Raw genomic sequence first — 22642 nt, forward strand, 5'->3', positions numbered from 1 at the left:
AACACGGGTCATGATGATGACCTATTCTTTTTACACAATTATATGGGCTTAATCGAAAAAATTTGCAAAACTTACCGAAGTAAAGGATGTTCGGTAAGTTTTTAGGAAAAAACTTGCAAAACTTACCGAAGAAAAGGAAGTTCGGTAAGTTTTTAGGGAAAAACCCGCAAAACCTACCGAAATAGCAGAATTTCGATACCTTATTAGTAAAAAAACTGCTGAAATAATCGAAAATTTGGTAAGTAATTAACAGAGTCTATTCGTAATGTGTATTACTTGTCTGACCAATTACCGTAAAATTCTGATGTAGTATTTCCCTAATCGCTCTCTTCGATCGAACAATCCCACACCACTCATAAACCAAATTGGTCGTAATTGGCATATCGGGGAAAAGCATCTGCAACTCCTTTGTACTTCGCAATACTGCTAACTTTACATCCTCTTCAGCACCACAATGATTGCAACAAACCTTTTTCGTATTAAATTGTGATAGGAACGAATGGCATATGCTACAAATGATTCCTTTTTTTAGCTCTTCGTATGTGTAGGACGGGATTCGTGAATAGGGGTTTACCGCGATGTGTCTATCCAGGATCTTTTTTGCTAGGAAATAATGCGTTTCGTTTAGTTGAGATGGCATTGAATTTAAATGGTTCACAAACCTATTCAATTGGGTAGGTAAGATGATTGGTAAATTCAAAGGAGCTTGGTACAAAGTAAAGTTGGGGTTTACAAAAACTAGCTTTTTTTCAATGGGGTAAGAGTATCCGATTTCATTTAGCATTCGGCGAAATAAGTCGCTGCAACGATCTAATTGGGTGACAGGGTTATCGATTTCGTCCTCTGGTGAAAAGTACCATTTTCCATTTTCGATATAATAGTCTCCTTCAAAATTTTTCACCTCACTTAACAGGATGGCAAGTTTTGTGATAAGGATAGAATCGATTTGGGAGTACTTTCCTTGGACTTTTATTAACAGGTCATTTATTAAGATTCCGTTTATGTTTACGTTTTCGAGCAGTTTATCAAACTCCAATTCACCTTCAAACCCTTTTTTGTTGTGTAAATATAATCCTTTGTCTTGAGGAGATAAAATGGTCCTACAATTCAATGATTCTTGAATCATAAGTTCCATAGACTTTAAACGCGGTTTCATGATCGTGATCATAAGTTTCCTCCTTTTTCAATTTGAGTAGAATATACAAAAATGGTATTCTCTAAATAATAAACTATTTAAAATTTTCAAGCAGTGACAAAACATACCAAAAGGATGAAAACATTGATGAAATGGATAAAAACTGAAATGACAGAATCTCTAGCAAAGGAAGCCCTTCAATGGAAATACGAACCACCCTACGATTTTTACAGTAACGAGCTAAGCGAAGAAGCACTTAAAGAGCTTTTAAATGGTGCTTATGTAGCAGTTGAGGATGAAAACAAACAAGTAGTGGGCTATTATTGTACCGGAGTGTCTGCCCAGGTACCGAAAGGAAATGATTACGGAGCATATTCTGAAGAAAAAATTGATATAGGGCTAGGGCTAAAGCCAGTTTTAACAGGACAGGGGCAAGGAAAAAGCTTCCTTCGCTTTATCATGGACCAAATTGGAAGTGAAAATCTACGCCTTACTGTGGCCAGCTTTAACAAACGAGCAATCAAGCTATACGAAAACGTTGGCTTTACTTACCAACAAAACTTCGAATCCAATGGAGTAAACTTCCAAGTGATGGTCAAAAAATGAAACGAAGAATCATATTATTTGATGGAGTCTGCAATTTTTGTGAAGGCAGCGTACTATTTATAATAAGAAGAGATCCAGTTGGCCATTTTCGATTCGCTTCACTTCAAAGTGAAACGGGTGAGAAGTTACGAAATGAATTTGGTATGGAGAAACAATTAGAAAGTCTAGTGTTAATTGAAGATAACCAATACTATAAAAAATCGACCGCGGCCTTAAATATATGCCGTAGCCTAAAAGGAGCATGGAGGCTACTGGTTATTTTTTTAATTATTCCAGCGCCTATACGTGATTATTTCTATGATATTATTGCCAAAAATCGCTACAAATGGTTTGGGAAGAAAGACAAATGCATGATTCCGTCTCCCGAGATAAGAAGCAGATTTTTAGACTAGGGGTGTAAAATAACTTTGCTCAAACTCTCAGAAACTTATATTAAAAATATAAAAGCCGTTCATAAAGAAAAAGGGGAACAATGGTTAAAACAATTGCCCGAACTCATATCTAATTGTGAAGAAAGATGGGGATTAAAGGTTACTGAACCTTTTGAACTGTCATTTAACTTTGTGGCTGCGGCGATCCTCTCCGAAAATGGAGGGCAAGTCGTTCTTAAATTATCAATCCCAAGCAAGGATTTTTTAAATGAACTTGAGGCTTTAAAGCTTTTTCACCAACATAACCGGAATATTGTGAAATTGATTGACTACGATGAGGAAAAGGGAATTATTTTACTTGAGCGACTCCAGCCAGGTCAAATGCTAGCTACTCTTGAGGATGATGAACAGGCGACTAGAATAGCTGCTAACGTATTAAAAGATTTTTGGATTCCAGCTCCTCCTAACACAAAACTTCCTACAACACGAAATCGTGAGGAAAGTCTTATTAAGATTAGAAAAAACAATCCTCATGCCATTGGACCAATACCAGGAGTGTGGCTCGAGGAAGCGGAAACGGTGTTCAAAGAGGCTCATCTAACAGGCACTCGAGAATATCTTTTACATGGGGACCTCCATCATTATAATATATTAACCCATGGTGATTCATGGATGGTTATTGACCCGCAAGGTTTAATTGGGGAGCGAGAATATGATCTCATTCAATTCCTGTTAAATAAATTGCCAAAAGAACATGTATTAGAAGTAATAGAAAAACGTATTGAAATATTTGTAGATGAGCTAGGATTAAATAAGGAAAGAATTCTTATTTGGGGGGTAGCCCACTCCGTTCTATCGACAGCATGGTCTGTTGAAGATGGTGATTATTCGGAAAGCTTTTATAAGGGGATTGGTACATTTAGAGAATTATATAAAAGGTGGCAAGAAAAAAAGGTTGGCTCCTAAATCCAACCTTTTTTTTTGGCCTATGTAACCCTTTTTATTTTAATCACGTCAAAATTAGTAAGGAGGGTTAAGGATGAGATTAAAGTGGATGATTCCTATTGGTATATTTTTCTTGCTAATTTTTTCGGCCACGATTTATTTTATGACCGCATTAAAAATGGAATCAGCATGGGCAGATTCGAATGATCAACTGGTTGTTTTACCACATAAACCTTGGAAATTCACATTTGCTGAGAAATTAAATCAAAAGTATATCAATGATTCCAATATTTATGTGACCGATGCGCATGGGGAAAGGGTAAAGGTTCATTTAGAATATAATGAGAATCAAAAAGTACTAACGGTAATACCACCGTCTGAAGGTTATCGTGTAAAAACAAAATACACATTATTTATTGACAGGAAATTACAATCTGTCCAAGGACGGGAATTGCGTAAAAATAATAGGTTCACTTTCGTTGTAAAAGAAACCCTGCCAGTTGTCGCCTCGAAGGATGAATTAAATGAACATTTCCGGAAACTGATAAAGGAACAAAAAGATAACGCTCCAAAAACAGGGACACCGGTTATGGAGATGGCAAAGGATTCAGCTGCCGAACCGAGTTCCAGTTCTAAGTCCAGTGACTTTTCAGAGACAAATAATCAAGTTCAAGGTATCGACGAGTCCGATATTATAAAGACAAACGGGGAATATGTGTTTCATGCGATTGATGGAAAAGTAAAAATCATCAAAGCATTTCCGACCAATCAGATGGAAGTGTTGGAGCCGCTGACCTTCCCGAGTCATTTTTATCCTAGTCAATTGTTTTTACATGAGGATCAACTAGTTGTATTAGGATCAAAGAGTGAATGGATGACTAAGGTCGCCATGGACAAAATGATTGCACCATCGAGCCAATTTACAACCGCTTTTATTTTTGATATAAAAGATCCTCGTAATCCGGAAATGGTCCGTCAAATTGAGATTGAAGGAAGTTTAGTGGATGCGCGGAAAAAGGATGGTATCATTTATTTAGTATCCAACTATTATCCGAATTACTGGATTTTAGAAGAGAAAAAAGATGCTGATTTAAGGCCAAAATATAAGGACTCGTTAATTCATAAGGATTATCAAGAAGTAAATTACCGTAAAATCCAGTACCTACCTGAGTCTAAAGAAACTAATTTTACGATTATCTCAACGTTTAATTTAAATAATCCTGATCTTAAAGTTAATATTTCAACTTATCTTGGTGCAGGAAACAGTTTATATATGTCTGAGAATAACATTTACCTAGCTGTAACCAATTATCCTTTTATGAGAACGTTTCAAAACTCGACTCTCGCACCAGGCACTAGTATTTATAAATTTTCCATTAATCGAACCAATGTTGTATTTGAATCTTCAACCGAAATTTCCGGTACGATCTTGAATCAGTTCTCGATGGATGAGCATAATGGCTATTTTCGTGTAGCAACTACAGAAGGGTCCACCTGGGATGAACAAAATCCGTCAGCAAACCATTTGTTAATCTTGGATGAAAACCTAGTGGAAGTAGGAAAAGTAGCGGACTTAGCGCGTGGGGAAAGAATTTATTCAGCCAGGTTCATTGGAGACAGGGTATATATCGTTACGTTTAGAGAAACGGATCCATTATTTGTCATTGATGCCAAGGATCCAAAAAAGCCAAAGGTGCTTGGGGAACTTAAAATCCCGGGCTTTAGTAATTATTTGCACCCATATGATGAAAATTATTTAATTGGGTTTGGTCAAGATACAAAGGTGGTTGACGATGGGAATGGTAGTTCTCGCGTTCTTACCAATGGCGTCAAAATATCATTATTTGATGTTAGTGATATGACGAATCCGCAGGAGAAGTTTTCAGAAATCATTGGTGGAAGAGGAAGTTATTCGAGTCTAAACCATGACCATAAGGCTCTTTTATTTTATAAAAAAGAGAATCTATTTGCCTTTCCGATTTCCGTTTATGAAGGAAATGAATATGAACAAAAGCTTACCTTTCAAGGCGGATACATTTATCGAATCGATCCTCTAAACGGATTTAAACTCCAGCAACGAATCAGTCATTTGGACCCAAATGCGGTTTATGAGGAATGGGAAAATAGTGTGCAGCGGTTAATCTACATTGGGGAAATTGTTTACGCTATTTCTCCAAATAAAATGACCGCCCATAGGATGAAGGACCTTGTACAAATAGGTGAACTTCCTTTAAAATAAAATACAATTATTGATTAGACTCCGATTTTGGGGTCTTTAACTTTATATAAAAAGGAGCAAACGCAAGATGAGAGACGTAACATTACAAGATATTTTTAAACATCATATTGCCCAAAAGTTTCTAAACCGTTCAGGCTTAGCGCATGCAATTGCCGTTTCTTATCATGCTTTCCATTTGGCCAAAGAGCATCATGTCGATGTGGACATTGCAGCTAAAGCGGGATTGCTCCACGATATGGGTCATTATACTTGGTATCGGAACGGAAAATGGGATTATGATTTGTATAAGAAAAATGATATTCACCCAATCAAAGGAGCGGAACGTGCCCATAAGCTATTAATTCGCTTAGGAGAAAATCCAGTTAAGGCCAAGACCATCTCACTAGCGATTTTATTTCATACGGATTCTTTTTTACCTTCTAATGATATTGTTCGTACACCGCTGCAGCAAATTGTCAAATGGGCGGATGAAAAGGACGAAGAGGAAGGTGGAAAACACCATTATAGGACTATCGAATTTGATAGGGCAATGAATAGTATTATTCGTCTTGATCAATGGATTGATGAGGAGCTTTAAGAAAATTGAAAAATAGCTCATAATATTGAAAGTGAGCATTTTGGGTAGGCAGTCTATTTGTCCAAGCCTTATCATATATTTGTATGGACAAATAGAATAAAAAGGATGATACGCATGGAGTATTTCCTCAAAGTTTTAAGAGTAATTTTTTTTATACCTTTTGCCATTTCAGTACTTTTCCTTATTTGTTCAGCTATTTCATACTCGAATACGAATATATTGAATGGAGAATTAAATGAAAAAGTGGCGAATACTCCACTTTTAATAAAATTCATTAGTCATGAAAATACGTTAATGCGCCTATCGATTAATGAAGATGAGATGGACTATCTTGCCCATACTGAAAACTTATTAGAGAAATTTACAAGTATCCAGCTCAAAGATTTGAAAAGTTATATAGGTAGTGAAATTCCGTGGGAAAAAACGAAAGTAAGGGATGTTCAAATTCATCCATATGTTTCAATGGAATCCTCACCACCACTAGAGGTATTACTTTATGAAAGAGAACTTTCAATTCAGGTATTGGGGCAGATGATTGAGGTTAATCCCTCAAGTTCTGTGTTATCCAGCGACTTAATTAGTGAAGTAACAAATTTTGGAATAGACTAGAATAATGGACAAATTTAATTACATGGCATAATCTATCATAAAGCTATTTTTCTATTTCATTGTTGTGTAAGGGAGAAATGCCCGGCAACATCGTCCTGACCGAAAATTCCTTTCTTGATGTTGTTTATTTGAAAAGGAAAAGCCATGATCTTAGTAAGAGCTTTTCCCTTTTATTAATTATCAATCACCGTCAAACAAATTAAATAATCCTTTTGCGATGCTACCTTCATCCTTTGCTCCTCCGGTTTGCGGCATCGCTGCAAAAACGCGGCTGGCTAAGCGGCTAAAGGGAAGTGATTGGATCCAGACCGAACCTGGGCCACGAAGTGTTGCAAAAAATAAACCTTCGCCACCAAATAGAGCCGTTTTAACGCCTTTAACCATTTCGATATTATAGTCAACCTCTTTTGTCATAGCGACTAAACAGCCTGTATCTACACGCAGTACTTCACCTGGAGTCAGGTCCTTTTTGATAATGGTTCCACCTGCGTGAACAAAAGCCATTCCGTCCCCTTCTAGCTTTTGCATGATAAACCCTTCGCCACCAAAGAAACCGACGCCGATTTTTCGTTGGAATTCGACACCTACCACTACTCCTTTAGCCGCAGCTAAGAAGGCATCCTTTTGGCATATTATTTTCCCACCTAGCTCGCTTAAATCCATCGGGATAATTTTACCTGGGTAAGGTGAAGCAAATGAAACCCTTTTCTTGTCTGAGCCTTTATTGGTAAAAGTGGTCATAAATAGACTTTCACCTGTCAGTACTCGTTTTCCGGCACTAAATAATTTGCCCATAAATCCACTACTCTGTGATCCATCACCAAAAATGGTTTCCATGTGGATATAGTCATCCATCATCATTAAACTGCCAGCTTCTGCTACTACCGTTTCGTGCGGATCAAGCTCAACTTCAACAAACTGCATGTCATCTCCATAGATTTTGTAATCTATTTCATGATTGTTCATTAAATTTCCTCCAAACGTAAATAATGCTACATAAATATCATAAATGATTCCCAAAAGTATGCCAAATTTTTGTCATACAGATTTTTATTTATTATTTTGAAAGATTCCATTGCTATTCCCGACTTTTACTGTTATTATTAAAGAGAATTATTTTTGTTCGATGTAGGATAAGTGGTAAACGCTTTGTCTTGAAATTGCTTAGAGCAAGGATAGTATTACAGTGTGTCTGGTACACGTAGGAGGCAATACAAATGGAAAAAGGTAAAGTTAAATGGTTTAATGCAGAAAAAGGTTTCGGATTTATCGAGCGTGAATCAGGGGACGATGTATTCGTTCATTTCTCAGCAATTCAAGGCGAAGGTTTCAAATCTTTAGATGAAGGCCAAGAAGTAACGTTTGACGTAGAACAAGGTCAACGTGGACCTCAAGCTTCTAACGTTCGTAAGTCTTAATTTTACACAAATAAACAGGTTCCCAATTTGGGAATCTGTTTTTTTTTTTTTGTTTCAATTAGTGAACCAATGTAACTGACCTGTAACTATTCGCTCCTAAAATAAACATATCAATGAAAAGGGAGAGATTGTACAGTGAGGTGGGAATTGGATTGGCTGGAGAATCGGGCAAGGATATCACCAAGTGGGGAAGCATTGATAGATGCTGAGACAAATACCGTTTGGGATTATCAAGAATTAAATAATCGTGCAATCTCGATGGCGAGCTTTCTTTTAAGCGAGGGAGTAACAAAGGGAGATCGGATAGCATTATTAGCACCGAACCATATTAGTTATTTTGATTTACTTTTTGCTTGCCAAAAAATTGGTGCGATATTCGTTCCAATTAATTGGCGTTTATCAATAGAAGAGATAAATGATATCATCATCGATAGTTCACCCGTTTTAATCGGAGTACATGAACGCTTTCAAACGGTCATTTCATTATTAAGTTTAGCCGTAAAAAAGTTCGTGATAGGTGATTCCGATTATGACGTTTTAACTTCTTATAAAATGAATGAAACCGTTACAACTACGGATATAAGGCCAAATGAACCATTATTAATGATTTATACAGGTGGGACTACCGGGAAACCCAAAGGGGTTGTTCTGACCCACCAATCTGTCCTCTGGAATGCAATAAACACGATTATTAGTTGGAATTTAACTAAAGATGACAAAACCTTCACTAATATTCCGTTGTTTCATACGGGTGGGCTAAATGCCCTCTCATTACCGTTACTTTTAACGGGGGGGACGGTTGTCATTGCTGACCAATTTGATGCAGCAAAGGCGGTACAATACCTTCAGTTCTATCATTGTACCATCGTCCTGTTCATTCCGACGATGTATCACATGATGATTCAAACAGAAGAATTTCAGCGAGCTGATTTTCCATATATGAAAATTTTCCTTTCAGGTGGAGCTCCGTGCCCACTAGAAATTTACGAGGCATTCTGGAAAAAGGGCTTACTGTTTAAGGAAGGTTATGGTCTTACCGAAGCCGGACCAAATAATTTTTATATTTCGCCAGAGGATGCCTTTAGAAAAAAAGGTTCAGTTGGAAAGGCAATGATGTTTAATAACGTTAAAATCATGAAGAGCCATGAAGAAGAAGCAAAGGAAAATGAAGTAGGCGAATTATGGCTAAAAGGGAAGCATTGTTTCTCCCATTATTGGAATAATGAAGAAGCTACGGAATCTGCCTTTTACGACCGATGGCTATGCACTGGTGATCTAGCTAAAAAAGATCAAGATGGATATTATTATATTGTTGGTCGGAAGAAGGATTTGATTATTACTGGCGGAGAAAATGTTTACCCTATTGAGGTTGAACAATGGCTGTTAACCCATCCACTAGTAAATGAAGTGGCTGTTATAGGGCTTCCCGATGAAAAATGGGGTGAATCTGTTACGGCCTTTATTACATCAAAAGAACCGGAAATGCTGAAAATTGCTGAGTTAAAAAGCTATTGTTCATTTAAACTCGGAAAGTACAAAATACCGAAGCAATTTTTTATTCTTTCAGAATTACCGAAGACTCATGTCGGGAAGATTGATAAAAAAGTATTAAAAGAAATAGGGATTGAACAATGGCAATCACAAAAAGACTAGAGCATATGCTTTAGTCTTTTTTGGGATATCCACTAAATCCCACCACTAAAAGAACCAAAAAAATATGTTATAATAAATTGTCGAAATTAGGAGTATTAACTATAGATGGTGGAGGATTTTATGGCTACTTATACGCCGATGATACAGCAATATCTGCAAGTAAAGGCAGAGCACCAAGATGCCTTTTTATTTTTTCGTCTAGGAGATTTTTATGAAATGTTCTTTGAGGACGCGATAAAAGCTTCTCAGGAGCTTGAAATAACATTAACAAGCCGTGAAGGCGGTACAGAGGAACGAATACCGATGTGTGGCGTTCCATACCATTCCGCACAAAACTATATTGAACAATTAGTTGAAAAAGGCTATAAAGTGGCAATATGCGAGCAAACCGAAGATCCCAAACAGGCAAAAGGAGTCGTTAAACGGGAAGTTGTCCAGCTTATCACACCGGGTACTGTGATGGAAGGACGTGGTTTACAAGAAAAAGAAAATAATTATTTGGCAACGATTTCCCAATTTGAAAATGGTTGGTTTGGCTTTGCATATAGTGATTTAACGACAGGTGAAGGGAAGGCTACATTACTCTCGGGAAATTTTGAAGATGTACTGAATGAGGTATCGATATTAGGTGCGAAGGAAGTTGTCATAGATTCCAAGTTTCATAAGGAATGGCAAAAAAAATTACGCGACCGCAATGTTATGACCCTTTCCTTCGAAGATAATACAGAGATCGATTATACCTTTTTGCATCTTCTTGAAGAAATTGGTAATCAGGATCTAAGTAATACTGTTGCAAGGTTATTTCATTATCTTCACCGCACCCAGAAGAGAAACTTGGATCATCTTCAACCAGTAAAGATCTATGAAGTAAAGCAGTTTATGAAAATTGATTATTTTTCGAAGAAGAATTTAGAGCTGACAGATACGATTCGCCACAAGGGAAAGAAGGGTTCTTTACTTTGGTTACTGGATGAAACTAAGACTGCAATGGGTGGTAGACAATTAAAGCAGTGGCTGGAGCGTCCACTAATTGATCAACAGCAAATTCTTCAAAGGCAGGAAATGGTAGAGGTCTTAATGACTCAGTATTTTGAGCGTCAAGAACTGCGTGAAAAATTAACCGAAGTGTATGATTTAGAGCGTTTAGCAGGACGTGTAGCGTTTGGTAATGTCAATGCCAGAGATATGATTCAATTGAAAAAATCGTTAATGCAGGTTCCATCTATTAAACAAGTATTGTTTTCATTAGGACAAGAAGCTTCTAATACATTAGCAGAAAAAATTGACCCATGTAAACAAATAACGGATTTGTTAGAACGAGCTTTAGTTGATAATCCACCTCTCTCTGTAAAAGATGGCAACATGATTCGTGATGGCTATAATGATGAGCTTGACCGCTATCGTGATGCAAGCCGAAACGGTAAAACTTGGATAGCGCAAATGGAACGTGAGGAACGTGAAAAAACGGGAATCAAATCATTAAAAATAGGTTATAACCGTGTGTTTGGTTACTATATCGAGGTAACTAAGGCCAATCTTCATCTATTAACGGAAGGGCAATATGATCGGAAACAAACGTTAACAAATGCCGAACGATTTATTACACCGGAATTAAAAGAAAAAGAAACCTTAATATTAGAAGCAGAAGAAAAAAGCGGTGAGCTCGAATATGAGCTGTTCACACAAATTCGTGAATTTGTGAAAGAATATATTCCACAGCTACAGGCATTAGCAAAATCTGTTAGTGAGCTCGATGTTTTACAATGTTTTGCCGAAGTTAGTGAGGAACGTCATTATGTCAAACCGTCTTTCTCGACAGACCGAAAAATTTATATTAAAGACGGCCGACATCCGGTTGTTGAAAGAGTTCTCTCTTCCCAAGAATATGTCCCAAATGATTGCTATATGGACAATGAAAGAGAAATGCTGTTGATCACTGGACCGAATATGTCTGGAAAAAGCACTTATATGCGGCAAATCGCTTTAACAGCAATCCTTGCACAAATTGGCTGCTATGTCCCAGCAACGGAAGCTACACTTCCTATTTTTGATCAAGTATTTACCCGAATAGGAGCCGCTGATGATTTAATATCTGGGCAAAGTACTTTTATGGTAGAAATGTTAGAGGCTAAAAATGCGATTGTCAATGCGACCAAAAATAGCTTAATCCTTTTTGATGAAATCGGCCGTGGTACTTCTACCTATGATGGAATGGCACTAGCTCAGGCAATAATCGAATATATCCATGAAAGAATTGGAGCAAAAACTTTATTTTCAACACACTATCATGAATTAACTGTTTTAGAGAAAGAACTGTTCAAACTAAAAAATATTCATGTTAGTGCCATAGAACATAATGGTAAGGTCGTTTTCCTTCATAAAATTAAAGAAGGGGCGGCAGATAAGAGCTATGGGATCCATGTAGCAGAATTAGCTGAATTACCAAAAGAGTTGATTGGGCGCGCGAATCAGCTTTTAAATCAATTTGAACAAAAACAACAGCAAATGTTAGGTTTACCACCGACTGAAAACCATATCTCAGAAACTCTTCGGGGTACCCAATTATCATTCTTCGAAGAACATACAGAGTTGACTAAGCCACCTGTTGGGAAGGAACAAAAAGTTTTAGAACAACTAAAGAAACTAGATATTCTCGATTTAACTCCATTACAAGCCATTAATACATTGTATGAGTTGCAAAAAAAGTTAAAGAATTAAGGATAGGAGGTGGTACAAGTGGCTAAAATCTTTCAATTAGATGATGCGTTAGCGAATAAAATTGCCGCAGGTGAGGTGGTCGAACGCCCGGCTTCGGTCGTCAAAGAGTTAGTCGAAAATGCCATTGATGCCGGTAGCACGGTGATTGAAATTGAAATTGAAGAAGCGGGGCTATCGAAAATTCGCATCATTGATAATGGAGCCGGGATTGAACCAGATGATGTTTTAACAGCTTTCCAAAGACATGCAACCAGCAAGATTAAAAATGAATCTGACCTTTTTCGAATTCGAACATTAGGTTTCCGGGGAGAAGCATTGCCAAGTATCGCCTCAGTATCAAGACTTGAAATAAAGACATCGACAGGAAATGAAGCGGGAACTCGACTAGTGATTGATGGTGGAAAAATCGAGAGTCATGAAAAAGCATCCAGTCGTAAAGGGACGGACATTACAGTATCCGACCTGTTTTTTAATACACCCGCCCGGTTAAAATATATGAAAACGATTCACACAGAGTTAGGTAATATCACGGATGTCGTAAATCGAATCGCCTTGTCGCATCCGGAGATTGCATTTAAGCTCATTCATAATGATCGGAAAATATTCTCTTCAAACGGGAATGGGGATGTTAGGCAGGTTTTAGCAGCAATATATGGTATGAGTATCGTGAAAATGATGGTTCCCATCGGAGTGGAATCATTGGATTATAATATTATCGGATATGTATCACTTCCTGAGGTTACTCGTGCATCTAGAAATTATATATCAACAATGATTAATGGCCGTTATATTAAAAATTATGCTCTAGCAAGGGCCATTCAAGAAGGTTACCATACCTTACTGCCAATCGGACGCTATCCGATTGTGTATTTGAATATTGAAATGGATCCAATTTTAGTGGATGTCAATGTTCACCCTTCGAAAATGGAAGTTCGAATTAGTAAGGAACAAGAACTAAATGAAATGATTATAAATGCGATTAAGTCTTGTTTTAAATCGAAAACGTTAATTCCAACTGGGGCACCAATCATTAAGCCAGAACGACCAAAGTCAGAGCAAACCGAATTACTGTTGGAGGAAAAGCCTGTTAGAGTCGAAAGAGAATATACTTCAAACTCTTCCATTAGTAAAGAACCGATTTCTTTTGAGGTAGCTGAGACAAGGCTCATCAATGAGAAATTGGAAGATATAGAGGATGTAACAGCAGAAAGCATCAATTTTCAACAAAAAGACAATCTGGTTCCTGTAGAGGATTTCAATGTGGAAACGATTAAAGAGCGGGTACCGATGCTATTTCCTATCGGTCAAATGCACGGAACATATATTTTGGCCCAAAATGAAAAGGGATTATACATTATTGACCAGCATGCTGCCCAAGAACGAATAAAATATGAATACTTTCGTGAAAAAGTGGGGCAAGTTGCCAATGAATTACAGGATATGCTTGTTCCACTGACATTTGAATACCCATCAAATGAATATTTAAAAATTATGGAACATCGGCAGGAGCTTGAAACCGTTGGCGTTTTTGTTGAGGAATTTGGTCCAAATAGTTTTATCGTCAGGGCTCATCCACAATGGTTCCCTAAAGGAATCGAAAAGGAAATTATTGAAGAAATGATTGAGCAAGTGTTGGAAATGAAAAAGGCTGATGTAAAGAAGCTTCGGGAAGAGGCAGCTATCATGATGAGCTGTAAGGCTTCAATTAAAGCGAACCATCACCTTCGCCAGGATGAAATGGTCGCATTGATTAATGATTTGCGAAACAGCTCCGATCCATTTACCTGTCCGCACGGAAGGCCAATTATTATTCACTATTCTACTTACGAGATGGAAAAGATGTTTAAACGAGTGATGTAAAAAGGGTAGCCCATAGGGTCACCCTTTTAATATAGCTAAAATAAACATACCTTCGGACAAACATTCATAGACTTTATTAACATTATGAATACCGGAGGAAAGCTGTGGAAACGTGGATTACTGAAATAATCTCTGACTATGGTTATATTGGTGTATTTTTGATCATTGTGTTAGAAAATTTGTTCCCTCCTATACCGTCTGAGCTTGTCCTATCATTTAGTGGCTTTATGACAACAAGAACAGATTTAACAATTACGGGAATCATTTTATCGTCAACAACTGGCTCTGTTATTGGGGCAATGATTTTATTTTGGATTGGCTCTATTTTAGATGTGAAAAGGATAGAAAAAATCGTTGAACGCTGGGGAGATGTTTTACGACTGAAACAAGCGGATATTCAAAAAGCTGATGCATGGTTTGATAAATATGATGTTTGGACTGTGTTCTTTTGCCGAATGATCCCTTTACTTAGAAGTATTATTTCAATTCCGGCGGGAATGGCTAGCATGAATTTTTCGTTGTTTCTATTTCTTACTTTAATAGGGACTCTAATATGGAATACAATCCTAGTCTGTGTAGGGGCAATGCTTGGGGAGTCATGGCAGCAGATTATTGGATTTATGCAAGTTTATTCTAATATTATCTACGTTATTTTTGGGGTGGGAGGAATATGGTTTCTTTTTTACTATGTAAAGGTTATCCGAAATCGGCATCTATAAAAAAGAAAGAGAGGAGCTGCTAAGAAAAATGTTTAGCAGCTTTTTAATGTAGAATAAAAGCTTTTTCCTTCTCAAGCACCATCATAATAAAATCTTCAATGTAACCGACATAGGGAATCACTTCTTCAAGAAAATAAAAGGTAGTAGTTGCACTTAAATCATGAATGTCTTCGTTAGGAGAATATAAATATATCCGTTTATGGTGGGCAAGAGCCATACCTAGTTCAACATGAGTCCCTTTTCCACCTGGTAAAAGGACAACAAGGAAATCAGCTTCTAATACTCCAATTCTTTCTTGTTCACCAATCATTTTTAATTTTTCCAACGTATCAGCACGTTCATTTTGGGTCCAATCATATGTATGAGTAAATCCCCGTGCTTTTAACTGTCCGGCAATATATTGAACGATTTCACGATTTAGTAATCCGGAAGCGATGTAAAATTTCATTCATTCACCTACTCTTTTTCGTATACCTTTATCATATAAGGATATGAATTTACTGACAAGGAAAACTATTGGATCTAAAGAATAAAATCGGTAATCTATGGGTATAATTTTTAGATGTTCAGCTGCTTTCATATTTGTTTTTATGGTACGATGGACAAAGGAAGTTTTGATAAAAGGCAGTGTGAATCATGGATAAAAAAGAAAAATTATTAGTTTTAATTGGACCAACCGCAGTTGGTAAAACAAAACTAAGTATTGAGTTGGCTAAAAAATATCAGGCAGAAATCATTAGTGGCGATTCAATGCAGATATACAGGGGAATGGATATTGGGACCGCTAAGATCACATCAGAAGAGATGGATGGCATTGCCCACCATTTGATAGATATTAAAAACCCTGAGGAAAGTTTCTCGGTTGCTGACTTTCAGAAACTTGTTCGCGAAAAAATAACGGAAATCCACGCGCGTGGTAAGCTACCAATGATTGTTGGGGGGACTGGTCTATACATTCAATCAGTAATTTTTGACTATCAGTTTTCCGATGCTGTTTCGGATGATAAATTCCGCAGGGAATTAGAAGAAAAAGCGATCCTTAATGGTAACGAGTATATCCATCAAATGTTAAGAGAAATAGATCCGGTCAGTGCAACCCGAATACATCCCAATAATCTAAGAAGGGTCATTCGGGCTTTAGAGGTTTATCATTGCACCGGAAAAACAATGGGCGAATCCCTTGATGAGCAAGAGTCAGTTGCATTATATGATGTAGCCCTGATAGGTCTTGAGATGGAGCGCGATAAATTGTATCAACGAATTAATCTTCGAGTCGATAAGATGCTAGAAGAGGGGCTATTGCAGGAAGTAAAAAGATTTTATGAAATGGGTCTCAGAAATGTTCAATCTATCCAAGCAATTGGCTACAAAGAATTATATGACTATTTTGATGGGAAGGTAACTTTCGAGGAAGCGGTTGAAAACCTTAAACAAAATTCGCGAAGGTATGCCAAGAGGCAGTTTACATGGTTTCGTAACAAAATGGATGTGGTCTGGTTTGATTTATCTGATGAACAAACCTATTTAAAAAAATTAAACGAAATTTCTTTATTTATTGAAGGAAAGCTGGGAATTAAAGCGAATACATATAAATAGAGAGAAAAGAGGAGGATACATAAATGAATAAATCGATTAATATCCAAGATCAATATTTAAACCAACTCCGAAAAGATGGGATTAGCTGTACAGTGTTTTTGCTGAACGGCTTCCAAATTAGAGGTCAAATTAAAGGATTCGATAATTTTACTGTTTTATTTGAATCAGAGGGTAAGCAACAATTAGTATATAAACATGCGATTTCGACATTTGCTCCTCAACGAAATGTCCAATTAGATTTAGAAAATAGTGAAAAATAATAATTTTAACCGAGGGCCTACTTGTTGTAGGCCCTATTTTTTTGATTTTCACCGAAATCTTTAATGATTTAATCAGTGTCTGAATAAGTATAATAGAGTAACTTTTTTTATTTAGGCATTTGTCACAAATACACTCGCAGTAGCGTATACTGTCTGGTGAATGAGAGGTGAAAGCTTTGGACCAACCAATGCGTATGAAAAACAACGGACAGATTAGCATTGTCCTTAATTCCCATAAACGTAATATCGTTACAAAAGAATTGGAAGAATCCCCCGTTGTTCCCAAAGCCATTCCACCTGAGCATTCAGCTTTAAAGGAAATTGAAGATGAGCTCGGTCAATTGGTCGGAATGGACGAAATGAAACGAATGATTAAAGAAATTTATGCCTGGATATATGTAAATAAAAAAAGAGATGAAATGGGCTTAAAAACCGGAAAACAAGCACTCCATATGATGTTTAAAGGTAATCCGGGGACAGGAAAGACAACGGTTGCGCGATTGATTGGGAAATTGTTTCACAAAATGAACGTATTATCGAAGGGGCATTTAATTGAAGCGGAACGAGCAGATTTAGTTGGTGAATATATTGGGCATACCGCCCAAAAAACCCGGGATTTAATTAAAAAGTCAATGGGTGGGATACTGTTTATCGATGAAGCTTATTCATTAGGACGTGGAGGGGAAAAAGACTTTGGAAAGGAAGCCATTGATACGTTAGTAAAACATATGGAGGATAAGCAGCATGACTTTATCCTAATTTTAGCTGGTTATTCAAGAGAGATGGAATATTTCTTGAGTTTGAATCCAGGGCTACATTCTCGATTTCCATTAGTAATGAACTTCCCGGATTACAGTATTGAACAATTAATGGAGATTGGCGAGCGAATGCTAAAGGAGCGAGAATACACACTAAGTCATGAGGCGGAGAAAAAATTAAGGGAACACCTTTATTGGTTGAAATCAAGCCTGGGTCCCAATAGTTTTTCAAATGGACGTTATATTAGAAACGTTATTGAAAAATCTATCAGAGCCCAAGCGATGAGATTATTGATGGTTAATCACTTTGATCGTCACGATTTAATGACCATTCGCAGCAATGATTTAGTTTTTGAAGAAAATTAAAAAAAGGGGGGCAATAACCTCCCTTTTAGTTTGCGTGTGTAACGACTTCTCTTTTTTTTATTTTAGCTACTAAGAGAACTCCACCAATGACGATAATGGTTAATCCCCATTTCATAACCGGATTATGCTCGAAGAAGCTAGCCCACATCTTTTCTTCCATTATCATTTTAGAAGCAGTAAAGGCAAGAACCCCTGCTCCAAAGGTGATAATAACGGGGTAACGTTCAACTAATTTCAAAATCAAAGTACTTCCCCATACCATTATTGGAACCGAAATAATTAACCCGATTACGACTAATTCAAAGTGGCCGTGAGCTGCTCCTGCTACCCCAATTACATTATCAAGCCCCATTAATGCATCAGCAATGACAATCGTTTTAATAGCAGACCAGAAACTGTCACCAGCATTAATATTATCGTGGCCCTTGTCATCGATTAATAGTTTATAAGCAATCCAGACCAATAGCACGCCACCAACAACTAGTAATCCAGGAATCTCTAAAAGCCACACAACTGTTAGGGTTGCAATCATTCGAATTAAAATGGCTCCAATGGTACCCCAAATAATGGCTTTCTTTTGTTGAGTTTTTGGTAGTTTTCTAGCTGCTAAGCCAATGACAATTGCATTATCACCTGCTAAGACTAAATCAATGACTATAATCGAAAACAATGCTGACCAAAAAACGGGTGAAAATAAATCCATTTAAACCACTCCCCCTTGATGTTTGAATGAATGGTATTGTCTGTCTTCCATTCAATTTGAAAATAATCCCTTTACTTAGCTGAAAAAGCACAAAAAGACCTTTACCTTTTGTAAGGTAAAGGTCTCGCTAACAACTTAATCGTTGCCAACAAAGCCGGGGATAATCCCGTAATGACGACTTTGCTGTGATAAGCTACTCCCCTTTAATTAGGTTGAGAAAAAAAGAACTATGCTTTAATTTTAAAAGCTATTTGTAACAAAAGTCAAGATTTTTTTAGGCTCGCCCTAATTCGCCCTCTTTAAATGGCTATCCGGGACATCTGTTTTCTTTTTCTTTCCGAATAAGATAACACCAATCACAACTAAAGCGATGAATCCCCATTTTAGCAGTGGGTTATCCTCAAAGAATCCTTTAAGAAACTTTTCGCCGACAATCATCTTGGCAGCCGTGTAGGCTAAAACCCCTGCACCAATTGTAATAATAATGGGAAAACGGTCAACCCATTTCAGGATAAGGGTACTTCCCCAAACAACAATTGGTACAGATACTAGTAACCCGATAACGACTAGGCTAAAATCGCCATGTGAAGCACCTGCAATCGCTAATACATTATCTAAACCCATCAAGGCATCTGCAATAATAATCGTTTTGATGGCTGCCCAAAAGCTGTCTGAAGGCTTTACATCGTGACCTTTTTCGTCTACTAAGAGTTTATAAGCGATCCAAATGAGGAGCACGCCCCCGATTAATAAAAGCCCTGGAATCTTTAATAACCAAACCACCGCTAATGTAGCTAGAATCCGTATACCAATCGCTCCAACTGTTCCCCAGATTATTACCTTTTTTTGTTGGTTCTTTGGTAATGTTCTTGCGGCTAGCCCAATCACAATTGCATTATCCCCAGCAAGGACTAGGTCAATAACGATGATGGTAAGTAACGCTGATAAGTAATCAGCTGAAAAAAAATCCATTTACTCATCACTCCCTCTAAAATTTATTATTTGTATTTATATAAAATGAAATTACTCACGGAGTAATCCATGTTTTACCGCCATTTTATATTCGAGAAAACAAAAATGACCTCTACCAACAACGGTAAAGGTCATTTTAAACAGAAAAGACCCTTACCAAACGGTAAAGGTCTTGCTAACAACGGCTTGGTTGCCAACAAAGCCGAGGATAGATATCCCGAAATGACGACTTTGCTGTAAAAGCTACTCCCCTTCAATGAAGAAGTATTAATATATATAATTATTCTATATGACAAATATCTCAATAGTCAACCATTTATTTTATTCTATGTTACAAAATCCCAAATCGTGCAAATTAAAATTTTGGTTTGGGACATCATTTTGGTATGATGATGTTTATAAAGGTATGTTGGTGTAAAAGGATGGTGTTTTTGTGGAAAAGGATGACCTGGAAAAGGTAATTATAGTCGGTTGTCAAACGAATGAGGATGATATTAGATATCAATATTCAATGGACGAACTTGTTTCTTTGACCGAAACAGCACAAGGTAAGGTGCTTATGGCAGTGAGCCAAAAGAGGGAGAGAATTCATCCGGCCACTTACATTGGAAAAGGGAAAGTTGAAGAGTTAAGAGCTGCAGTTGAGGAATTGGTGCCTGATTTAGTTATATTTAATGATGAGTTATCGCCAAGCCAAAATCGGAATCTCTCAGGTGCTTTAAATGTACGCATAATCGATCGAACACAATTGATTTTAGATATCTTTGCTAGGAGAGCTCGATCTAAAGAAGGGAAGCTTCAGGTTGAACTTGCTCAACTTCAGTATTTAATGCCAAGGTTAATGGGACAAGGTATAGCTATGTCAAGGCTTGGTGGAGGGATTGGGACGAGAGGTCCCGGGGAAACAAAATTAGAGTCTGACCGTCGTCATATACGCAGGCGGATTGACGATATTAAGGTACAACTACAGGTTATTGTTCAACATCGTGATCGTTATCGTGAAAGACGGAAGAAAAACAAGGCTTTCCAATTGGCGTTAGTAGGATACACAAATGCCGGAAAATCAACCTTATTTAATCGACTTTCGGAAGCAGATTCTTTTGAGGAAAATCAATTATTTGCCACCCTAGACCCTTTAACAAGGAAATTAATTTTACCTAGTGGTTACTCAGCGTTAATTACTGATACGGTTGGATTCATTCAAGACTTACCTACAACCTTAGTGGCGGCATTTCGTTCGACATTAGAGGAAGTAAAAGAGGCAGATTTACTGCTACATGTTGTCGATATGTCTAATCAGGATTATTTCCAACAAGAAAAAACTGTTCAAAAAATATTAGAAGATCTTAATATCGGGCAAATCCCTCAAATTACAGTGTATAATAAACGTGATTTAATGCATCCGGATTTTGTCCCTAGTACAAGTACAAATTCTGTTATTATGAGTGCATTAAATGAAAAGGATAGGTTAAATCTTAAACGTAAAATTGAAGAAGTAACTATCGACTCCATGGATCCTTATCAGGTACATGTTCCTTCTACAGAGGGAAGGCTATTGGCTCAGTTAAAGAATGAAACGATTTTACGTGAATTAACATACGAAGAAAATTTAGATATGTACAAATGCAAGGGTTATGCCCCAATTGACCATCATATAAGTGGGCAATTGGCAAAATATAAAGTTTAGATTGGAGTACCAAGATGTTTCAAGATTTAAAATTCGGAGAGGATCTCAATCTGCTAGTAAAAGAAATAGAAAGTCAAATCAGCCCGATTCATCAAGAGATTGAGGAAAGAATCGAAAAAAACCAATTTCGTGTCCTAAAAAGCTTTCAAAACCATAAGGTGAGTGATTCTCATTTTATTCCATCAACCGGTTACGGATATGATGATTATGGGCGTGATACTCTTGAAAAAATCTATGGGGAAGTTTTCGGTGGTGAGGCAGGTTTAGTTAGACCACAAATCATTTCTGGAACCCACGCTATCAGCATCGCCTTATTTGGTGTATTACGTCCGGGTGATGAGCTTTTATACATAACCGGAAAACCATATGATACACTGGAGGAAATTGTAGGAATTCGAGGTAATGGAGTTGGTTCGTTAAAGGATTATGGCATTACCTATCAAAGTGTCTCTCTTACTTCGGAAGGAAGGGTCGACTATGAAAAAGTGGCCGAGCAAATCAAACCTTCTACGAAAATGATTGGGATTCAGCGTTCGAAAGGTTACGCAACACGGCCATCTTTCACAATAGAAGAAATAAAAGAAATGATTCGTTTTGTAAAAGAAATGAAACCAGATGTAGTGGTATTTGTAGATAATTGTTACGGTGAATTTGTAGAAGAATTGGAGCCATGTCATGTAGGTGCTGATTTAATTGCAGGGTCGCTGATTAAAAATCCGGGCGGTGGAATTGCTAAAACAGGTGGGTATATTGTTGGTAAAAAAGAATGGGTCGAAGCTTGTTCCTACCGATTAACTTCACCTGGTATCGGTGCTGAAGCTGGGGCCTCTTTATATAGTCTCCTTGAAATGTATCAAGGGTTCTTCCTAGCCCCCCATGTAGTTGGTCAAGCATTAAAAGGCGCGGTGTTTACCGCAGCTATTTTAGAGAAGCTGGGAATGAATTCCTATCCGAAATGGAATTCAAAACGAACGGATCTAATCCAATCAGTTCGTTTTGAGAACCGTGAAAAAATGGTCGCATTTTGCCAAGCGATTCAGTTCTCTTCCCCAGTAAATTCACACGTCACACCGTACCCAAGTTATATGCCGGGATATGAAGATGATGTGATTATGGCTGCTGGAACTTTTATACAAGGAGCTAGCATCGAATTAACGGCTGATGGTCCGATAAGACCGCCATATGAAGCGTATGTTCAAGGTGGCCTGACCTATTCTCATGTTAAAATCGCCATTTGTTTAGCTTTAAGCCGCTTATTGGAAAAAGGATTAATAACTTTGGATAATTAGTTTGCTTATTGGGGTAACAATCATATTGTTGCCCTTTTTTGTCTGGTTTTCGATTCGATGGGTAAAAGAGGAAGTGACTCAGAACTTGTTTGCGAGGAGGAGGGTTCAAACGGTAACAGAGGTATCGTCTCAGTGCCCGTTTGGCGAGGAGGAGGGTTCAA

Annotated in this window: 21 protein-coding genes; 16 read left to right on the forward strand and 5 right to left on the reverse strand. The window is 37.4% G+C overall.

What is annotated here, in order from left to right:
• Window positions 1–256 precede the first annotated feature (256 nt).
• A complete protein-coding gene (locus ACX9YW_RS21800) occupies window positions 257–1168 on the reverse strand; it encodes a nuclease-related domain-containing protein (RefSeq protein WP_460350565.1) in 912 nt (303 codons plus the stop codon).
• A gap of 114 nt (window positions 1169–1282) precedes the next feature.
• Between ACX9YW_RS21800 and ACX9YW_RS21805 the strand changes: the two genes are divergently transcribed.
• From ACX9YW_RS21805 to ACX9YW_RS21830, 6 genes are all read left to right on the forward strand, one after another.
• The gene (locus ACX9YW_RS21805; RefSeq protein ID WP_460350567.1) at window positions 1283–1741 is read left to right on the forward strand and encodes a GNAT family N-acetyltransferase; all 459 of its coding nucleotides are present in this window, start codon (window positions 1283–1285) and stop codon (window positions 1739–1741) included.
• Window positions 1738–2133 (forward strand): thiol-disulfide oxidoreductase DCC family protein, encoded by a 396-nt coding sequence (locus ACX9YW_RS21810; RefSeq protein WP_460350569.1) that lies wholly within the window; start codon window positions 1738–1740, stop codon window positions 2131–2133. Before ACX9YW_RS21805 ends, ACX9YW_RS21810 begins: the two co-directional genes overlap by 4 nt.
• A 15-nt stretch (window positions 2134–2148) precedes the next feature.
• Window positions 2149–3078, forward strand: coding sequence for an aminoglycoside phosphotransferase family protein (locus ACX9YW_RS21815; protein WP_460350571.1), 930 nt, complete (start codon window positions 2149–2151; stop codon window positions 3076–3078).
• A 73-nt stretch (window positions 3079–3151) separates the two neighbouring features.
• Window positions 3152–5296 carry a beta-propeller domain-containing protein gene (locus ACX9YW_RS21820; RefSeq protein ID WP_460350573.1) on the forward strand — a complete coding sequence of 715 codons (2145 nt, stop codon included), beginning with the start codon at window positions 3152–3154 and terminating at the stop codon, window positions 5294–5296.
• A gap of 67 nt (window positions 5297–5363) precedes the next feature.
• Window positions 5364–5873, forward strand: a complete 510-nt coding sequence (locus ACX9YW_RS21825; protein WP_460350575.1) for an HD domain-containing protein — start codon at window positions 5364–5366, stop codon at window positions 5871–5873.
• Between the two features lie 114 nt (window positions 5874–5987).
• Entirely contained in the window at window positions 5988–6482 is a 495-nt protein-coding gene (locus ACX9YW_RS21830) for a hypothetical protein (protein WP_460350577.1), read from the forward strand.
• A 180-nt stretch (window positions 6483–6662) separates the two neighbouring features.
• Here the strand turns inward: ACX9YW_RS21830 and ACX9YW_RS21835 are convergent, their stop codons facing one another.
• Window positions 6663–7448 carry a TIGR00266 family protein gene (locus tag ACX9YW_RS21835; RefSeq protein ID WP_460350579.1) on the reverse strand — a complete coding sequence of 262 codons (786 nt, stop codon included), beginning with the start codon at window positions 7446–7448 and terminating at the stop codon, window positions 6663–6665.
• 251 nt (window positions 7449–7699) lie between these two features.
• On the opposite strand from ACX9YW_RS21835, the gene ACX9YW_RS21840 reads away from it, so the two are divergent.
• The 5 genes from ACX9YW_RS21840 (at window position 7700) to ACX9YW_RS21860 (ending at window position 14850) form a co-directional block, all read left to right on the forward strand.
• Complete coding sequence (locus ACX9YW_RS21840; protein WP_460350581.1) at window positions 7700–7900, forward strand: cold-shock protein; 201 nt, start codon at window positions 7700–7702, stop codon at window positions 7898–7900.
• Window positions 7901–8035: 135 nt separating this feature from the next.
• The gene (locus ACX9YW_RS21845) at window positions 8036–9553 is read left to right on the forward strand and encodes an AMP-binding protein (protein WP_460350583.1); all 1518 of its coding nucleotides are present in this window, start codon (window positions 8036–8038) and stop codon (window positions 9551–9553) included.
• A 120-nt stretch (window positions 9554–9673) separates the two neighbouring features.
• Window positions 9674–12271, forward strand: coding sequence for a DNA mismatch repair protein MutS (mutS, locus tag ACX9YW_RS21850; RefSeq protein ID WP_460350585.1), 2598 nt, complete (start codon window positions 9674–9676; stop codon window positions 12269–12271).
• Between the two features lie 18 nt (window positions 12272–12289).
• Entirely contained in the window at window positions 12290–14131 is a 1842-nt protein-coding gene (mutL, locus tag ACX9YW_RS21855) for a DNA mismatch repair endonuclease MutL (RefSeq protein WP_460350587.1), read from the forward strand.
• A 104-nt stretch (window positions 14132–14235) separates the two neighbouring features.
• Entirely contained in the window at window positions 14236–14850 is a 615-nt protein-coding gene (locus ACX9YW_RS21860) for a DedA family protein (protein WP_460350589.1), read from the forward strand.
• 43 nt (window positions 14851–14893) lie between these two features.
• On the opposite strand, the gene ACX9YW_RS21865 is transcribed toward ACX9YW_RS21860, so the two are convergent.
• Window positions 14894–15298 carry a nucleoside 2-deoxyribosyltransferase gene (locus tag ACX9YW_RS21865; RefSeq protein ID WP_460350591.1) on the reverse strand — a complete coding sequence of 135 codons (405 nt, stop codon included), beginning with the start codon at window positions 15296–15298 and terminating at the stop codon, window positions 14894–14896.
• Window positions 15299–15486: 188 nt separating this feature from the next.
• On the opposite strand from ACX9YW_RS21865, the gene miaA reads away from it, so the two are divergent.
• From miaA to spoVK, 3 genes are all read left to right on the forward strand, one after another.
• Window positions 15487–16446 carry a tRNA (adenosine(37)-N6)-dimethylallyltransferase MiaA gene (miaA, locus tag ACX9YW_RS21870; protein WP_460350593.1) on the forward strand — a complete coding sequence of 320 codons (960 nt, stop codon included), beginning with the start codon at window positions 15487–15489 and terminating at the stop codon, window positions 16444–16446.
• Between the two features lie 23 nt (window positions 16447–16469).
• Window positions 16470–16706, forward strand: a complete 237-nt coding sequence (hfq, locus tag ACX9YW_RS21875) for an RNA chaperone Hfq (protein ID WP_460350595.1) — start codon at window positions 16470–16472, stop codon at window positions 16704–16706.
• 176 nt (window positions 16707–16882) lie between these two features.
• Window positions 16883–17830, forward strand: a complete 948-nt coding sequence (gene spoVK / locus ACX9YW_RS21880; protein ID WP_460350597.1) for a stage V sporulation protein K — start codon at window positions 16883–16885, stop codon at window positions 17828–17830.
• 25 nt (window positions 17831–17855) lie between these two features.
• Here spoVK and ACX9YW_RS21885 read toward each other — a convergent pair whose 3' ends face one another.
• Window positions 17856–18533, reverse strand: coding sequence for a TerC family protein (locus ACX9YW_RS21885; protein WP_460350599.1), 678 nt, complete (start codon window positions 18531–18533; stop codon window positions 17856–17858).
• A gap of 285 nt (window positions 18534–18818) precedes the next feature.
• Window positions 18819–19505 carry a TerC family protein gene (locus ACX9YW_RS21890; protein ID WP_460350601.1) on the reverse strand — a complete coding sequence of 229 codons (687 nt, stop codon included), beginning with the start codon at window positions 19503–19505 and terminating at the stop codon, window positions 18819–18821.
• A gap of 433 nt (window positions 19506–19938) precedes the next feature.
• On the opposite strand from ACX9YW_RS21890, the gene hflX reads away from it, so the two are divergent.
• Window positions 19939–21192 (forward strand): GTPase HflX, encoded by a 1254-nt coding sequence (gene hflX, locus ACX9YW_RS21895; RefSeq protein WP_460350603.1) that lies wholly within the window; start codon window positions 19939–19941, stop codon window positions 21190–21192.
• A 14-nt stretch (window positions 21193–21206) separates the two neighbouring features.
• Window positions 21207–22481, forward strand: a complete 1275-nt coding sequence (locus tag ACX9YW_RS21900) for a methionine gamma-lyase family protein (RefSeq protein WP_460350606.1) — start codon at window positions 21207–21209, stop codon at window positions 22479–22481.
• Window positions 22482–22642: the final 161 nt, after the last annotated feature.

The organism is Pseudoneobacillus rhizolycopersici (assembly GCF_054786815.1).

What these genes read in the sequence shown, in the direction of transcription:
- ACX9YW_RS21800 (WP_460350565.1), bottom strand. Translation starts at nt 1,168, where the DNA reads ATGATCACGATCATGAAACCGCGTTTAAAGTCTATGGAACTTATGATT.
- ACX9YW_RS21805 (WP_460350567.1), top strand. Translation starts at nt 1,283, where the DNA reads ATGAAATGGATAAAAACTGAAATGACAGAATCTCTAGCAAAGGAAGCC.
- ACX9YW_RS21810 (WP_460350569.1), top strand. Translation starts at nt 1,738, where the DNA reads ATGAAACGAAGAATCATATTATTTGATGGAGTCTGCAATTTTTGTGAA.
- ACX9YW_RS21820 (WP_460350573.1), top strand. Translation starts at nt 3,152, where the DNA reads ATGAGATTAAAGTGGATGATTCCTATTGGTATATTTTTCTTGCTAATT.
- ACX9YW_RS21825 (WP_460350575.1), top strand. Translation starts at nt 5,364, where the DNA reads ATGAGAGACGTAACATTACAAGATATTTTTAAACATCATATTGCCCAA.
- ACX9YW_RS21830 (WP_460350577.1), top strand. Translation starts at nt 5,988, where the DNA reads ATGGAGTATTTCCTCAAAGTTTTAAGAGTAATTTTTTTTATACCTTTT.
- ACX9YW_RS21835 (WP_460350579.1), bottom strand. Translation starts at nt 7,448, where the DNA reads ATGAACAATCATGAAATAGATTACAAAATCTATGGAGATGACATGCAG.
- ACX9YW_RS21840 (WP_460350581.1), top strand. Translation starts at nt 7,700, where the DNA reads ATGGAAAAAGGTAAAGTTAAATGGTTTAATGCAGAAAAAGGTTTCGGA.
- mutS (WP_460350585.1), top strand. Translation starts at nt 9,674, where the DNA reads ATGGCTACTTATACGCCGATGATACAGCAATATCTGCAAGTAAAGGCA.
- ACX9YW_RS21865 (WP_460350591.1), bottom strand. Translation starts at nt 15,298, where the DNA reads ATGAAATTTTACATCGCTTCCGGATTACTAAATCGTGAAATCGTTCAA.
- miaA (WP_460350593.1), top strand. Translation starts at nt 15,487, where the DNA reads ATGGATAAAAAAGAAAAATTATTAGTTTTAATTGGACCAACCGCAGTT.
- hfq (WP_460350595.1), top strand. Translation starts at nt 16,470, where the DNA reads ATGAATAAATCGATTAATATCCAAGATCAATATTTAAACCAACTCCGA.
- ACX9YW_RS21885 (WP_460350599.1), bottom strand. Translation starts at nt 18,533, where the DNA reads ATGGATTTATTTTCACCCGTTTTTTGGTCAGCATTGTTTTCGATTATA.
- ACX9YW_RS21890 (WP_460350601.1), bottom strand. Translation starts at nt 19,505, where the DNA reads ATGGATTTTTTTTCAGCTGATTACTTATCAGCGTTACTTACCATCATC.
- ACX9YW_RS21900 (WP_460350606.1), top strand. Translation starts at nt 21,207, where the DNA reads ATGTTTCAAGATTTAAAATTCGGAGAGGATCTCAATCTGCTAGTAAAA.